The organism is Victivallis sp., from assembly GCF_048170485.1.
Lineage (GTDB): Bacteria > Verrucomicrobiota > Lentisphaeria > Victivallales > Victivallaceae > Victivallis.
In genome coordinates this window covers 19090-33929 of the sequence record NZ_DBEXAY010000127.1, presented here as the reverse complement: position 1 = coordinate 33929, position 14840 = coordinate 19090, and the positions used below count along the sequence as shown (strand labels likewise).

The following is a 14840-nucleotide window of genomic DNA, read 5'->3' as shown; positions in this document are numbered from 1 at the left end:
AGAGGCAGAAGCTGGAGCAGGAGCAGAACCACCACCGGAATGACCACCAGCCGCACCAGCGACAGATAGAGCATGTCGAACCACCCTTTGAGCATCCCCTGAAAGCAGTGGACCAGCGCCACGCCGATCACCACCAGCATGAAGGGAACCGTGATATCGCCGAGGTAGCGGATCGAATAGGCCAGCGGTTCCGGAATCGGAATGCCGAGAAAGCAGACCAGCAGAGCCGCCGCCACCGCCGCCACGTTGATCGAAAAGATGCTCCGCAACGCCTTCCCGAGCGTACCTCCGCCGGTGAAGGTCATCACGCCGATCGTCCAGAAGCCGATGGTCGAACCGACGTTCATCAGCAGAAGCAGCGCGACGTGGCGCTCCCCCCAGACGTTCTGCAGAATGATGATCGGCAGAAACACGTAGTTGTTGATGGCGCAGATGTGGTGAAAGGTGCCGAGCCGGGCGGGCGTTTTGTCGCGCAGAAACCGCTTGAGATAGTGACCGATCACCGCACCGACCAGCATGATCGCGATGCCGAGCACCGGCATAAGCCAGAGTTCGGAAAGATTCGACGGGTCGAAATTGCGGGTGATCGTCGAAAAGGTCAGCAACGGGAAGAAGAGATCGAGCGTCAGCCGGGAGAGCCGGCCGAGATCCGTGGATTTGATCATTCGAAGCCGCCAGGCGAGCGCTCCGAATCCGAAGACCAGAAACGTCTCGAGAATCGAGACAAAAACTTTGTACATCATCTTCCGGGAACCCGGGGAAAAGAGGAATCAAAAAATGCAAAACGGCGTCCGCCACTCCGGGAAGACGCCGTTTCTGACCTGCCGGGCAGATTACTTCGCGAGCGAATTCATCAGCTTGTCGGCCTGGGACTTCTTGTTGGCGACGCGGTTCGGATGGATGGTTCCGACCTTGGCAGCCTTGTCCAGACGGCTGGAGAACTTCTTGGCCAGCTCGGCGGCGGTCGCAGTCTCTCCGGCGGCGACGGCGGCGCGCAGCTTCTTCTCGATGGTTTTGAGTTCGCTGTTGCGCATGCGGTTGCGGAGGTTGGCCTGCTGACTGGTGCGCAGACGCTTGAGAGCGGATTTCGTGTGAGCCATTTTTCTTTTTTCCTTACGTTTTCGATTCTATATCAAATAGATTTTTCATCGATCAGCATGAGTATAAGAAAATATCACATTTTTCCGGAATTTCAAGCAAAACAACCAAAAAAAACGTCATTTCCGGAGATTTGGCGGAGATTTGTTTCGGAACGTTGAAAAAAACGGCGATCGAGTGTATTTTTAATAAAGAAGAGTTTTACCAACCACCCATACCACAGGAGTCTTGAGAAATGAAGAAAGTTCTGGTCACCGGAGGAGCCGGCTACATCGGCAGCGCCTGCTCGGAATACCTGCTCGATCACGGTTATGACGTCACCATTTTCGACGGTCTGCTCACCGGTCACCGTCAGGCGGTCGACCCGCGCGCGAAGTTCATCCTCGGCAACCTCTCCGACCGCGAAAAAATCAAGAGCGTCTGCCGCGAAGGGAAATTTGACGCGGTCATGCACTTTGCCGCCTTCTCTCTGGTCGGCGAATCGATGAAGGATCCGTCAAAGTACTTCCGCAACAACATCGCCAACGGCATCAACCTCGCCGACGCCGCCGTCGAAAGCGGCGTGAAGATGTTCGTCTTCTCGAGCACCGCGGCCACCTTCGGTCAGCCGGAGTCGATTCCGATCCGCGAGAACGACCGGCAGGTTCCGATCAACCCCTACGGCGAATCCAAGCTCTGCTTTGAAAAAGTTCTCAAATGGTACAGCCAGATCTACGGCATGAACTACGCCGCGCTGCGCTACTTCAACGCCGCGGGCGCCACCCCGAACTTCGGTGAGGATCACCGCCCGGAAACCCACCTGATCCCGCTGATCCTTCAGACCGTGCGCGGCAAGCGCGAAAAGCTGATGCTCTTCGGCGACGACTACGATACGCCGGACGGGACCTGCATCCGCGACTACATCCACATTCTCGACCTCGCCCAGGCGCACGAGCTGGCGCTCTCCGCACCGGAGAGCGGCCACTACAATCTGGGAACCGGCAACGGGCTGTCGGTCAAGGAGATCATCAACGCCGCGGAAGAGGTGACCGGCCTCAAGGTCAAATACGACATCTGCCCGCGCCGTCCCGGTGACCCCGCCCGGCTGATCGCCTGCAGCGATCGGGCGCGCACGATGCTCAAGTGGCAGCCGAAATTTGAATCGGCCCACGACATCATCGAATCCGCCTGGAAGTGGCAGCTCAAGCATCCGGAGGGTTACGCGAATTGATCTGGCACGAGCTCGGTCCCTTCACGATCTTCGACGTGGAGACCACCGGGATGAGTCCGGAGAACGACCGGATCGTCGAACTTGCGGCGGTCCGGGTCGACCGGGATGGATCCCTCACCCGGTTTCAGTCGCTGATCAACCCGGGCCGGCGGATTCCTCCGAAAGCGGTGTCGGTTCACCATATCACCGATGAGATGGTGTCCGGCGCGCCCCGCTTCGCCGAAGTGGGCAGAAAGTTTCTGACGCTGGCGGAGGAGAGCACCCTGGTGGCGCACAACGCCTTCTTCGACCTCGGGTTTCTGCAGGAGAGTCTGGCGCGAACCGGGCTGCCGCTCTGGAAAGGGAAGACGCTCGACTCCCTGCGGCTGGTGAAGAAGACCCATCCGGGGCTGGCCTCCTACAGTTTGCAGAACCTGCGGGTCTTTTTCCAGCTGGAAAGCGACAAGTCGATGAACGCCCACCGCGCCGCCGCAGACGTGGAGTGGACGAGGCAGGTGCTGGGCATCAGCCTCACCGAAGCGCTGAAACACTGCGCCAGCTGAGCTGCGGCGCAGCATAAAACCGGCAGGAAACAGAATGGCTGACAATGTACTCTGGGCCGCGGAAGAGCTGTCGCTCTCCATCGGGCGGCAGACACTTTACGACAATACGGAATTTTCCATTTCCAGCGGGGAACGGGTCGGGCTGGTCGGCCGGAACGGCAGCGGCAAGTCCACACTGTTCCGTCTGATCACCGGCGAGGAGCTTCCCGGCGGCGGTTCGATTACCCGGGCGCGGGAGCTGCGGGTGGCGCTCCTTCCGCAGGAGTTCCGGCTCGACGGCAACCGTTCGATTGCGGAAAATGTCGCGGAGGGGCTCGCCTGGTTCCGGGAACTCCAGCACAAATTTGAAACCCTTTCGGTCAACTCGCCCGAACACGCCGCCATCGACCATCAGCTGATGCTGCACGACGGCTGGAACCTCGACAACAAGCTCGATCTCGTGCTGGAAAAACTCGGTCTCACCGACCGGGATCGGCTCTGCGGCACCCTCTCCGGCGGCGAACAGCGCCGGGTTGCGCTGGCGCGGGCGATTGTGGCCGAACCCGACCTGCTGCTGCTCGACGAGCCGACCAACCATCTCGACGTCGGCACGGTGGAGTGGATCGAAAACTTCCTCGCCGATTACCGCGGCAGCTGTCTTTTCATCACCCACGACCGCTGTTTTCTCGACCGGATTTCCACCCGGATCGTGGAGCTTTCCCACGGGAAGTTCTACAGCTATCAAGGCAGTTACGCCGATTTCCTCGCCGCCAAGGCCGAGCGGGAGACGCGCGAGGACATCGCCGAAGAGAAACGCCGGAGCTTTCTGCGCTCCGAAATCGAATGGGTGCGCCGCTCCCCCAAGGCGCGGCTGAAACGGAATCTCGGCAGAATGAAGCGGTTCGACGAGATCGCCGCCCGTTCCGGTCCGATCCGGGATTCCGACATGGAGCTGCTGATTCCGGCGGCCTCCCGGCTCGGCAACAAGACGGTCGAGCTCAAAAACGTCTCGCTCTCCTTCGGGAGCCGGAAGATCATCGACGACTTCAGTTTCGAATTCGAACCCGGTTCGCGCATCGGTCTGGTCGGTCCGAACGGCATCGGCAAGAGCACACTGCTCAAAATCATCACCGGTTCCCTCATTCCGGACCGGGGGGAAGCGGTGGCGGCGCCGACGGTGGAGTTCAATTACATCGACCAGTCCCGGCTGGTGCTCGATCCGGAAAAAAGCGTCCTCGAGGAGATCGGCGAAGGGGTGGAGAACGTTCAGCTCGGCACCGAAAAAATTTCGGTCTGGGGCTACCTCAAGCGGTTTCTCTTCGAAGACGAGCGGATCAACACGAAGATCAAATATCTCTCCGGCGGCGAGCGGGCGCGCCTGACATTGGCGAAGATCCTCAAGCAGGGCGGAAATTTTCTGATCCTCGACGAACCGACCAACGATCTGGATCTGTCGAGCCTGCGGCTGCTCGAGGAGGCGCTGCTCTCCTATGGCGGCTGTCTCCTCGTGGTCAGCCATGACCGCTACTTTCTCAACCGGGTCTGTACGGGAATCCTCACCTTCGATCCCGGCGGGAAGATCGTCTACACCCCCGGAGATTACGACTACAGTCTGGAAAAACGGCGGGAACGGCGCGCCGCCGCCGAACCGGCTCCGGTCCGGGAGACAACCAAACCTTCCGCCGCCCCCTCCCCTGCCCCGGCGCGCACGCCCCGGAAGCTCTCCTTCAAGGAGAACCGCGAACTCGAGGGGATGGAGGAGGCCGTCACCGCCGCCGAAGAAAAGATCGCCGAAATCGAGGCGTGTTTCGGCGACCCCGACTTTTTTGAAAAATACGGCAGCCGCTCCGCGGAACTTCAGCGCGAGCTGGACGCCGCCCGCGCCGAAGCGGCCCGCCTCTATCAGAGGTGGGAGGAGCTGGAAAATAAACGAGCAACGCTGGAGGGAAAGTGAAGATGGAGAAAGCAAAGGATTTCAGCCGCAAAACAGTCTGGCCGGGCAGCACACAGCTCGCCCCGGTGCCGGTGGTTCTGGTCGGCAGCGGCGATGGCGAAAAGTACCCCTGGAATCTGGTCACCATCGCCTGGGCGGGCACGGTGAACAGCAATCCGCCGATGGTGTCGATTTCGGTCCGTCCGGAACGGCACTCCTTCCCGGCCATCCGTGAGCTGGGGGTCTTCACCGTCAACATTCCGCCGGCTTCGCTGGCGAAGACGGTGGACTGGTGCGGCGTGGTCTCCGGCCGCGACCACGATAAAATCGCCGAACAGCATCTCACCGCCGTCGCCGGAGACAAGGTGTGCGCGCCGGTTCTGGCGGAGTGTCCGCTCGTGCTGGAGTGCAAAGTGGCGCAGTCGATCGACCTCGGCAGCCATACGCTCTTCCTCGCTGAAGTGGTCGCAGTGCAGGCGGCGGAGGAGCTGATCGACAAAAGCGGCAAATTCCGCATCGACGACGCCGGTCTGCTCGGCTACGCCCACGGCCACTACTATGAACTGGGCAAATGCCTGGGTCACTTCGGCTATTCGGTCCGCAAAAAACCCGGTCCGACCATCCGCCGCTGACGGAGGCAAAGGAGCCGCCCATGTACGACGAACTCTGGAAACTGCTCCGGGAGTCCCGGAACACCATCGCCTTCACCGGCGCCGGAATCTCCACGCTCTCCGGAATCCGGGATTTCCGGGGAGCCAACGGCGTCTACCTTCAGCCGTGGCACGGGAAGCAGGTCGAGGAGATCCTCTCGCTCGACTGTTTTCTCGAGGATCCCGGACTCTTCTACCGCTGGGCACAGGAGTTCATCTACCGGCTGGATGAGTTTCATCCCGCCGCGGTGCACCGGGCGCTGGCCGGACTGGAGGCGCACGGCATGCTGCACTGCGTCTACACCCAGAACATCGACCTTCTGCATCAGAAGGCGGGCAGCCGGAAGGTGTACGAACTGCACGGCAGTCCGGCCCATCACCACTGTCTGCGCTGTCGGAAGGAGTTCGGTTACGCCGAAATCGCGCCGCGGGTGCTCGCGGGCGAAGTGCCGCACTGTCCCTGCGGCGGCGTTATCAAGCCGGACATCGTCTTCTACGGGGAATCGCTCGACAGCGACCTGCTCGATCAGGCGTTCCGCGACATGGAGGAGGCGGAGCTGTTGCTGGTGCTCGGCAGCAGTCTCACCGTCCAGCCGGCGGCCTCGCTGCCGCTGGCAACCCGGAGCGGCGGCGGCAGAATCGTGATCGTCAACGCTCAGCCCACGCCGCTGGACGGATATGCAACGCTCCATTACGACGACCTCTTCAAGGTGTTCGATGATCTCGAGCACCGTCTGGCAAAACTTTAGAGGCCGGATTCGCCGGCTGGCAAGCGGGGTGCGGATTTCTCCTCACCCCGCTTTTTTCTGCTGAAAATTCCGTTCCCGGTTGACATTTTCCTTTGAGTTTGTACGCGCCGAATGCGCGGCCGACAACCCCAAAAAGGAAAGGAGACCAGGACCGATGATCCATCTTGCCGAGATCATCCGGAAAGCCGCCGCCGGGGAGGCACTGCAGGAGGAGGAGAGAACCTTCCTCGGCAGTCTGCGCCCCGACGACTTCGATCCGGTTTCGCTCCGCAGCACCCGGGACGCCAACCGGGCGCTGGAAGAGCGGAACCGGGAACTCACCCGCAACCTCGAACAATCCCGCGCCCGGGTCGAGGAGCTCGAAACCCGTTCCCTGCCCGAAGCGGAACAGCTCCGGCGCAAGTTTGAAAGCGAACTTGCCGAACTGCGTCGCCGCGCCGATGAAACCGGAGCCGAACGCGACGCCGCGCAGAAGGAGCTCCGGGAACTCCGCTTCCGCCGCCGGGTGGACGAGCTGGCCGACCACTACCGCTTCACCGACCGCGACTACCTCGAATATCTCTGCGAACGCGGCGCCCTCGAGGTGGATTCGTCGGAACAGACCGAAGCGTTCATGGAGGAGCTGCGCACCAGACTGCCCCGCTTCTTCAAGACGGAACTCAAACCCGGCGCCGGGCTGCCCGATACGCCGCCGGTTGCCGCAGCAGGCGGAGCCATCGTCTCCGACCCGGCCGCGGAACTCGCCCGGATGATCGCCGCCGCCCCCGAATCCCTTCAGCACTGAACCAGAAATAAGGAGTATCGAACATGTTGTACAGCTACAGCTTCCAGAACAAGAAACGCGACCTCTCGGACATTCTTTCGACCGTCATCAAGGATGAACCGCGCTTCATCTCCAACTTCAAGCCGGTGGAGAACGCCACGCAGCAGAAACATGAGTGGCTCGAAGACCAGATCGCCGGCCGGAGCGTCACCGCCTCCACCGTCACCGAAGCCGGCGTGGTCACGCCCGCCGACTCCTCCTTTGCCGGAATCAAAATCGGCACGCTGCTGGTGGTGCGGAACGATTCGGCGCTCTTCCGGGTGACCGCGCTCGACGACGCCACCTTCACCGTCACCCTCGTCGCCGCGAACGGGTCCAAAAAGACGATGCCGGAGGACGGTGACGTGCTCAACATCGTCTCCACTCCGGTCGCGGAGGGGAGCAATCCGGGCGACGGCGACGAAACCGGCCTCACCGGTGCGTGCGAATACAACTGCTGTCAGATCTTCCGCAAGGACATCATCCTCTCCGGAACCGCATTGGCGATCAACGTCTTCGGTTCGGCGGACAACCAGCTCAACCGTCAGACCGCCTTCGCGCTCGGCGAACTCGCCCGCGACCTCAACCGTGTCGCCCTCTTCGGCCGCCGGGTCGAGGCGACGGCGACCACCCGCGGCGAAGCGGGCGGCCTCTACTTCTTCGGCACCCGTTCGAATTCGCCCGCGATCGACGCGCTCACGACGAAGCTGGACAGCACGCTGGTCAACGACGCCGCCCAGGCGGTCATGGGTGCGGGCGGTGATCCGACGCAGATTCTCTGTTCGCCCGGACAGGCGCGCGTCCTCTCCTGCGAATACAAGAATCAGCTTCAGATCCTCCGTTCCGACGACCGGCGCGGCGCCTACGTCGCAGTCGTGGTCAACGAGATCAACGGCCGCGGCATGACCATCATGGCCGATCCGGATGTGCCGGACACCGACGTCTGGGTGCTCGACCCCGCCGGCTTCGGACTCTCCAGCCTGAACGGGCGCGCCATCACCGATACCGACGCCACCCCGAAGGGGTTCGACGGCATCAAGCGGATGGCGCTCGGCGAACTCACCTTCGTCTTCCGGAACGCGGCGCAGCGGATCTGCCGCATCTCCAATCTGCAGTCGAGCAGTGAGGCGCTGGCCGCCATCAAGGCGGGCAACTGATCCCGGGGCGGCGCGGATTCCTCCATTTCCGCGCCGCCTTTTTTCTAAGAGGAGAATCATGACGATGGATATCGAAGAACTTTTTCCGGAAGCGGAACGGTATTTCGCCACCCACCTCGACTCCGCCGAGTGGTGTGCCCTCCCGGAGGAGCGGCGGCGCGGCGCGCTCGTCACCGCCGAAGCCGATCTCGCTTCGCTGACCGGAAACCGGCTCGATCCGGAGAATGTCCGCCACCGGAACGCGGTGTTCGAGCAGGCGCTCTACCTGACCCGCCTCCCCTCCCCCGGCAGACCGCTTCTCGCCTCCGAGGAGATCAGCGGACTGGGCGGCCGGAGCTGGCAGAAGCAGGAGACGCCGGAGTTTTCGCCGCGCGCACTCCGGCTGCTGGAGGAACTGCTGCGTCCGGAACCGCACCTTCTCCGGGGCTGACATCGGCATTCCGGAAGCTGTTCCGTGTCCGTTTCCGCCGGGAACGGACGCGGGATGGCTTGTATTTTTTCTCCCGGGCACTATATTGTAAGGATCAGAACTTACATCTGCAACTTCAGGAGGAGGACACCATGGGCAGAATCTTCGACCACATCACCGAACTGATCGGCGGCACGCCGCTGCTTCGCATTCACCGCCTCAACGACGGCAAAGCCGACGTGCTGGCGAAGGTGGAATATTTCAATCCGGGCGGCAGCGTCAAGGATCGCGTCGGACTCGCGATGATCGAGGACGCCGAAGCGCGCGGCCTGCTCAAACCCGGTGCGCTGATCATCGAACCGACCAGCGGCAACACCGGAATCGGCCTCGCCCTTGCCGCCGCGGTCAAAGGCTACCGGCTGATCCTCACCATGCCCGAAACGATGAGCGTCGAGCGGCGCAAACTGCTGGCCGCCTACGGCGCGGAACTGGTGCTCACCCCCGGCGCGGCCGGGATGCAGGGCGCGATCGACCGCGCGGAAGAGCTGCATGCGGCCAATCCCGGCTCGTTCATTCCGCAGCAGTTCGGCAATCCGGCCAATCCCGCCATCCACCGCCGGACCACCGCGCAGGAGATCCTGCGCGACACCGACGGGAAAATCGACGCCTTCGTCGCCGGAGTCGGCACCGGCGGCACCCTGACCGGCGTCGGGGAAGTTCTCAAGGAGAAGAATCCCGCCGTCAAGATCTTCGCGGTGGAGCCGGACACCTCGGCCGTGCTCTCCGGCGAGGCTCCCGGCGCGCACAAACTGCAGGGCATCGGCGCCGGATTCGTGCCGAAAGTGCTCGACACCGACGTGATCGACGGCATCTTCAAAATTTCCGCCGAAGAGGCGGGGCAAGTCGCCCGCGCGTCGGCGAAGGAGGAGGGTCTCCTCATCGGCATCTCCTCCGGTGCGGCGCTCGCGGCGGCACTGAAGCTCAGCCGCACCCCGGAGTGGGCCGGGAAGCGGATCGTCGTCCTGCTACCGGATTCGGGAGAACGCTATCTCTCCACCTGGCTCTTCGACAACTGAGAGCGCGTTACAAAGAAAAAAAATGAGCCGGAGCGCCACGTTCGCACTCCGGCTCATTTTTTTGGCACAAGCGGAACTTACCGCAGGGAGTTGAGCATCTCCTCGGTCCGGGCAAGCTTTTCCTCCAGCTCGGCGAGGTGCGCTCTGGCATCGGCAACCACCTGTTCCGGCGCTTTGGCCAGGAAGCGTTCGTTGCTGAGTTTGGCGCGGGAACCGGCGATCCAGCCCTGCAGTTCCTTCTGCTGTTTTTCCAGCTTTTTCCGCTCGGCGGCTACGTCGATCAGATCGGCCAGCGGCAGGTAGATCGTTCCGAACCGGCAGAGCCGCGAAGGCGCCGCACCGCGGGCGGCACTGTCGAAGTCGTCGAGCGAAAATTCGATCTCCTCGGCGTTGAGCAGGCTCCGGAGCGACGGCTCCTGTTCGCGGAAGAACGCCAGAGCATCGGCGTCGACCGCCTTGACGTAGAACTTCACCTTCTTGCCATCCGGAATGTTGTAGGAGGCCTTCAGGAAGCGGCCGCCGCGGACCAGTTCGAACTTCCCGTCCACCCGTTCGAGTTCGGCCGGATCGGCGGAGCAGCACGCATCGGTCTCCGGGAACGACTCGTACATGATCGAAGCCCCGTCGGCGACGAAGCCCATCTGATGCGCCAGCTCTTCGGTGATGAACGGCATGAAGGGGTGCAGCAGCCGGAGAATCCGGAACAGCGCATAGTCGAGCACCGCCAGCGCCCGCTCCTTCTCCGCGCCGCCGGCGCGCATCGGAACCTTCTCCGCCTCGATGAACCAGTCGCAGAAGTTCGACCAGACCAGATCGTAAAGCTCGTGCGCGGCAGAGTGGAAACGGAATTCCGCCAGCGCCGTCGTAATCGAACTGATCGCCGCGTCAAGCCGCGAAAGCATCCAGCGCTCGTCGCAGGAGAGCGAGGCGAGAACAGCCGGATCCAGCTCCCGGAACCCGGCGGAGACTCCCCCCTGCATCTGGCGGAAGCGGCAGGCGTTCCACAGCTTGTTGGCGAAGTTCCGGCCGAGTTCGCACTTCTCGTTGCTGTAGCGGATGTCCATGCCGACCGGCGCGATGTAGACGATCGAGAAGCGGAGCGCGTCGGCGCCGTACTCCGCGATCACATCGAGCGGATCGGGCGAGTTGCCGAGCGACTTGGAGAGCTTCCGCCCCTGCTCGTCACGGATGATGCTGGTGAAGTAGACGTTCCGGAACGGAATCTCCTTCATGAATTCGCACCCGGCCATGATCATGCGCGCCACCCAGAAGAAGATGATGTCCGGGCCGGTCACCAGGTCGCAGGTCGGGTAGAAATATTTCAGCTCCTCGGTCTCCTTCGGCCAGCCCATGATCGAGAACGGCCAGAGCCAGCTGCTGAACCAGGTGTCGAGCACATCCTCCTCCTGCCGCCACTTGCCGGGCGCAGTGGGCGCCTCCATGCCGACGTAGATCTCGCCGTTCTCGTCGTTGTACCAGGCCGGAATCCGGTGCCCCCACCAGATCTGGCGGGAGATGCACCAGTCCTGAATGTTCTCCATCCAGTGGAAATAGGTCTTGCTCCACCGCTCGGGGTAGAATTTGATTTTGCCGGACTTCACCGCTTCGATCGCCGGTTTGGCCAGCTCCTTCATGTTGCAGAACCACTGATAGCTCACCAGCGTCTCGATCGGCACATCGCCCCGTTCGGAGTAACCGACCGCGTGACGGATGTCTTCGATCTTCTCGACCAGCCCCTGCTCCTCGAGCAGTTTGACGCAGAGGTCACGCGCCACGAAGCGGTCGAGCCCTTCGAACTGCGCTCCGCAGCGGGCGTTGAGCGAAGCATCCGGATTCATGATGTTGATCACTTCCAGCCCGTGGCGGCGGCCGACTTCGAAGTCGTTCGGGTCGTGGGCGGGGGTGATCTTCACGCAGCCGGTTCCCTTGGTCGGGTCGGCGTGTTCATCGGCGATGATCGGAATCTCCCGGTCGGTGAGCGGCAGGCGCACCATCTTGCCGATGAGATGCTTGTAGCGCTCGTCATCCGGGTGGACCGCCACCGCGGTATCGCCGAACATGGTCTCCGGACGGGTGGTCGCCACCACCAGATAGCCGGAGCCGTCGGCAAGCGGATACCGGAAGTGATAGAACTTGCCGGGCACCTCCTTGTAGATCACCTCTTCATCGGAGAGCGCGCTCTTGGCGACCGGGCACCAGTTGATCATCCGCTGACCGCGGTAGATATAGCCTTTGTGATAGAGTTCGACGAAGACCTTGCGGACCGCTTCGGAAAGTCCTTCATCCATCGTGAAGCGTTCCCGCTCCCAGTCGCAGGAGCAGCCCAGCGTGCGGAGCTGGCGGATGATCTTGCCGCCGAACTCCCCTTTCCACTGCCAGACGCGGCGGATGAACTCCTCGCGGCCGAGCTCGTCGCGGCCGGTGTTCTCCTCCTTGCGCAGGTACTTCTCGACCCGCGCCTCGGTGGCGATGCCGGCGTGGTCGGTGCCGGGGAACCAGCAGACCTCCTCGCCCTTCATGCGGTGATAGCGGCAGAGGATGTCCTGAAGCGTGTTGTTGAGCACGTGCCCGAGGGTGAGAATGCCGGTGACGTTCGGCGGCGGGATGACGATGGAATACGGCTTCTTCTCCGGATTCGGTTTCCCGTGAAAATTCCCGGCGGCTTCCCATTTCGGGAACCATTTCGCTTCGACCTGAGCCGGTTCATAGGCTCTCGGCAACGGTTCTTGCGTACTCATTTTCTATTACAGACTCCTGTTGATGCATTTCAGAATACAGATAAACCACATAATATAGCACACACTTCCGATTTTTTCAGCCGCGGAATTTTTTTTCGAAAGAAAATATTCGTTCCGCTCCGCCGGGACGGTTGCATTTGGGCGTTCCGGCTGTATGGTAAATAAAACGACACTCCGGGAAACGACATGAAACAGGATCGCACTCAGCTCGACCGTCTCACCCGTGAATTTATCGAACAGCACCCCGGCGGATGTGCTGTCAACGTAACTTCGCGGGGCCAGAAGATCTACTATCTCGCCGCGGCACTGCTGCTGTTGCTGCTGCTCAAATTCCGCTGGGACTACTTCATCTTTCTGGTCACCGGAATCCTGATGTTCTGGTACGCGGCGGCGGCATTCTTCCGCGGCGGCGCGGCGCTGCTCTCCTGGTTCGGACGCGGCGAAGAGATCGTAAGCGCGGAAGAAGCGGCCGCCATCCCGGCGGAGGAGCTGCCGGTCTACACCATTTTGCTGCCGCTCTATCACGAAGCGAATATCGCAGAAAAGATCGTCCGCAACATGGAGCGGCTCGACTATCCGCCGGAGAAGCTGGACATCAAACTGCTGCTGGAAGCGGACGACAGCGAAACCCGCGAAGCGCTGGAAAAGGCGGGGATTCCCGCCTGCTGCGAAGTGATCGTCGTCCCGGACGCTCCGCCGAAAACCAAGCCGCGCGCCTGCAACTTCGGGCTGGAGCGCGCCCGCGGCGAGTTCTGCGTCATCTTCGACGCCGAGGACGCCCCGGAACCGGACCAGCTCCGCAAGGCGGTCGCCGTCTTCCGCCGCGACAAAAGCGGGAAACTGCTCTGCGTGCAGGCAAAACTCAACTACTTCAACGCAAAATACAACCTCCTGACCCGCCTCTTCACGGTGGAGTACTCCACCTACTTCGACCTCACGCTGAGCGGATACAGCCTCTTCGGCCTGCCGCTGCCGCTCGGCGGAACCTCCAACCACTTCCGCACCGCCGGACTGCGGGAGGTCGGCGGCTGGGATCCCTTCAACGTCACCGAAGACTGCGACCTGGGTCTGCGCATCTACGAACGCGGCTACCGCACCCGGCTGGTGAACTCCACCACCTACGAAGAGGCCAACTCGCAGCTGTGGAACTGGATGCGCCAGCGGTCACGCTGGGTCAAGGGGTTCATTCAGACCCACCTGGTTCACTACCGGAACCCTTTCCGGACGGTGAAACGGCTGGGGCTGTACGGCGCGTTCGGCGGCTTTCTCGCCGTCGGCGGCAGCGCGCTGATGATGCTCACCAACCTGATCTTCTGGGCGGTGCTGCTGCTCTATGCCGGTCTTCTGCTGCACGGCGCCGCGCACGGGCTGAGCTTCTTCGATCAGGTGGTCGGACCGCACACCATCGACGACGGCTATCAGGGAATCCCCCTCGGAGCGTTCTACCTTCGGGCGTGGCCGCTGGTCTACGCCGGTCCGGGCGAAGACGCCTTCTGGTCGATTTTTTCGCAGATTTTTTTCGCAGGTTCCTTGATAATGTTCGCGGCGAACTTTATATTTATAGGGATTGGAGTTGCCGCCTGTATCAAACGCAACTACTATTTTCTGATACCGGCGGCATTGCTCATGCCGCTCTACTGGCTGATGATTTCGCTGGCGGCATGGAAAGGGTTCTGGCAGATTTTCACCAAACCGTTTTACTGGGAAAAGACCCGGCACGGGCTGACCGGCCAGCCGGAAGGGGAACAGGAAACATGAGAAAAAATTTTACCCTGATTGAACTCCTCGTCGTGATCGCAATCATCGCAATTTTAGCAGGCATTCTGCTGCCGGCACTCAACCGCTCGCGGGAGAAGGCGCGCGACACCGCCTGTCTCAACAATCTCAAGCAGTTCGGGCTGGCGCTGACCCAGTACCGCGGGGATCACCGCGACTGGATGGCACCGTGGATCTCCCGGCTCTTCCCGACCTACATGAGCAGCCGCAACATCTATCACTGCGCCAAAGACGGCAATCCGCCGGACACCGCGCCGGAAGCCTGGAACTCCCGACGGCTCGACGACACCCAGTATGCGGCATCGTATGACCGGCAGGGAAGCAAAGGGGTGTATTGGAAAATCAATCCCAATACCGATGTCGACAACGAGCCGGATACCGCCGTAAACAAGATCAGCTACTTCTACGAATTCAGCGATGCAAAATGCCAGTTCGGCACCGAAGAGGAGCTGGCATCGGATACCCTCAGCTGGCAGATGAAGAAGATCAAGGACATCCGTTCCGGCACCTGTGAGGTAGAGGGGCAGTTCAAGGATATCAAGTACTCCAGCATCCTGAGCTTCTTCCCGACGGTCCGCTGTTCCTGGCATATGGCGGACAAGGACAAACCGGTCTTCAACGTCTCCATTTCCGGCAACACCTTCTACAGCCGCGCCATGTGGGAAGAAGCCGCCTGGCGCTGATTGCGGTGCCGCTTCACCCGCAAAAAAATCCCCCGCAT

The 14840-nt window shown here is 61.6% G+C and carries 14 protein-coding genes; 11 read left to right on the top strand and 3 right to left on the bottom strand.

All coding sequences use genetic code 11. From position 1 onward, the window contains the following. Positions 1-743, bottom strand: a 743-nt coding sequence (locus ACMLHG_RS06810) for an AEC family transporter (RefSeq protein ID WP_417170004.1), incomplete at its 3' end; no start/stop codon positions are given. A 90-nt stretch (positions 744-833) separates the two neighbouring features. Continuing rightward, positions 834-1100 carry a 30S ribosomal protein S20 gene (gene rpsT / locus ACMLHG_RS06805; RefSeq protein WP_294435030.1) on the bottom strand — a complete coding sequence of 89 codons (267 nt, stop codon included), beginning with the start codon at positions 1098-1100 and terminating at the stop codon, positions 834-836. A 233-nt stretch (positions 1101-1333) separates the two neighbouring features. Here rpsT and galE point away from each other — a divergent pair, with 233 nt between their 5' ends. The 9 genes from galE (at position 1334) to cysK (ending at position 9605) form a co-directional block, all read left to right on the top strand. Next, entirely contained in the window at positions 1334-2308 is a 975-nt protein-coding gene (gene galE, locus ACMLHG_RS06800; protein ID WP_294435032.1) for a UDP-glucose 4-epimerase GalE, read from the top strand. Next, positions 2305-2850 (top strand): PolC-type DNA polymerase III, encoded by a 546-nt coding sequence (locus ACMLHG_RS06795; RefSeq protein ID WP_294435034.1) that lies wholly within the window; start codon positions 2305-2307, stop codon positions 2848-2850. The genes galE and ACMLHG_RS06795 overlap by 4 nt, the downstream gene beginning before the upstream one ends. A gap of 34 nt (positions 2851-2884) precedes the next feature. After that, positions 2885-4783 carry an ABC-F family ATP-binding cassette domain-containing protein gene (locus ACMLHG_RS06790; RefSeq protein WP_417170003.1) on the top strand — a complete coding sequence of 633 codons (1899 nt, stop codon included), beginning with the start codon at positions 2885-2887 and terminating at the stop codon, positions 4781-4783. 2 nt (positions 4784-4785) lie between these two features. Continuing rightward, complete coding sequence (locus tag ACMLHG_RS06785) at positions 4786-5394, top strand: flavin reductase family protein (protein WP_295806487.1); 609 nt, start codon at positions 4786-4788, stop codon at positions 5392-5394. A 20-nt stretch (positions 5395-5414) separates the two neighbouring features. After that, on the top strand, positions 5415-6161 hold the full coding sequence (locus ACMLHG_RS06780) for an SIR2 family NAD-dependent protein deacylase (RefSeq protein ID WP_417170002.1): 747 nt from the start codon (positions 5415-5417) through the stop codon (positions 6159-6161). A 154-nt stretch (positions 6162-6315) separates the two neighbouring features. Continuing rightward, positions 6316-6945 (top strand): hypothetical protein, encoded by a 630-nt coding sequence (locus ACMLHG_RS06775; protein WP_295806481.1) that lies wholly within the window; start codon positions 6316-6318, stop codon positions 6943-6945. 23 nt (positions 6946-6968) lie between these two features. Further along, complete coding sequence (locus tag ACMLHG_RS06770) at positions 6969-8120, top strand: SU10 major capsid protein (RefSeq protein WP_294435044.1); 1152 nt, start codon at positions 6969-6971, stop codon at positions 8118-8120. A gap of 64 nt (positions 8121-8184) precedes the next feature. Then, entirely contained in the window at positions 8185-8550 is a 366-nt protein-coding gene (locus ACMLHG_RS06765) for a hypothetical protein (protein ID WP_417170001.1), read from the top strand. 131 nt (positions 8551-8681) lie between these two features. Beyond that, positions 8682-9605, top strand: a complete 924-nt coding sequence (gene cysK / locus ACMLHG_RS06760; RefSeq protein WP_295806475.1) for a cysteine synthase A — start codon at positions 8682-8684, stop codon at positions 9603-9605. Positions 9606-9682: 77 nt separating this feature from the next. On the opposite strand, the gene ACMLHG_RS06755 is transcribed toward cysK, so the two are convergent. Further along, a complete protein-coding gene (locus tag ACMLHG_RS06755; protein WP_417170000.1) occupies positions 9683-12343 on the bottom strand; it encodes a valine--tRNA ligase in 2661 nt (886 codons plus the stop codon). Positions 12344-12529: 186 nt separating this feature from the next. On the opposite strand from ACMLHG_RS06755, the gene ACMLHG_RS06750 reads away from it, so the two are divergent. Next, on the top strand, positions 12530-14101 hold the full coding sequence (locus ACMLHG_RS06750; protein WP_417169999.1) for a glycosyltransferase family 2 protein: 1572 nt from the start codon (positions 12530-12532) through the stop codon (positions 14099-14101). Continuing rightward, entirely contained in the window at positions 14098-14802 is a 705-nt protein-coding gene (locus ACMLHG_RS06745; RefSeq protein WP_417169998.1) for a DUF1559 domain-containing protein, read from the top strand. The genes ACMLHG_RS06750 and ACMLHG_RS06745 overlap by 4 nt, the downstream gene beginning before the upstream one ends. The last annotated feature ends 38 nt before the right edge of the window (positions 14803-14840 follow it).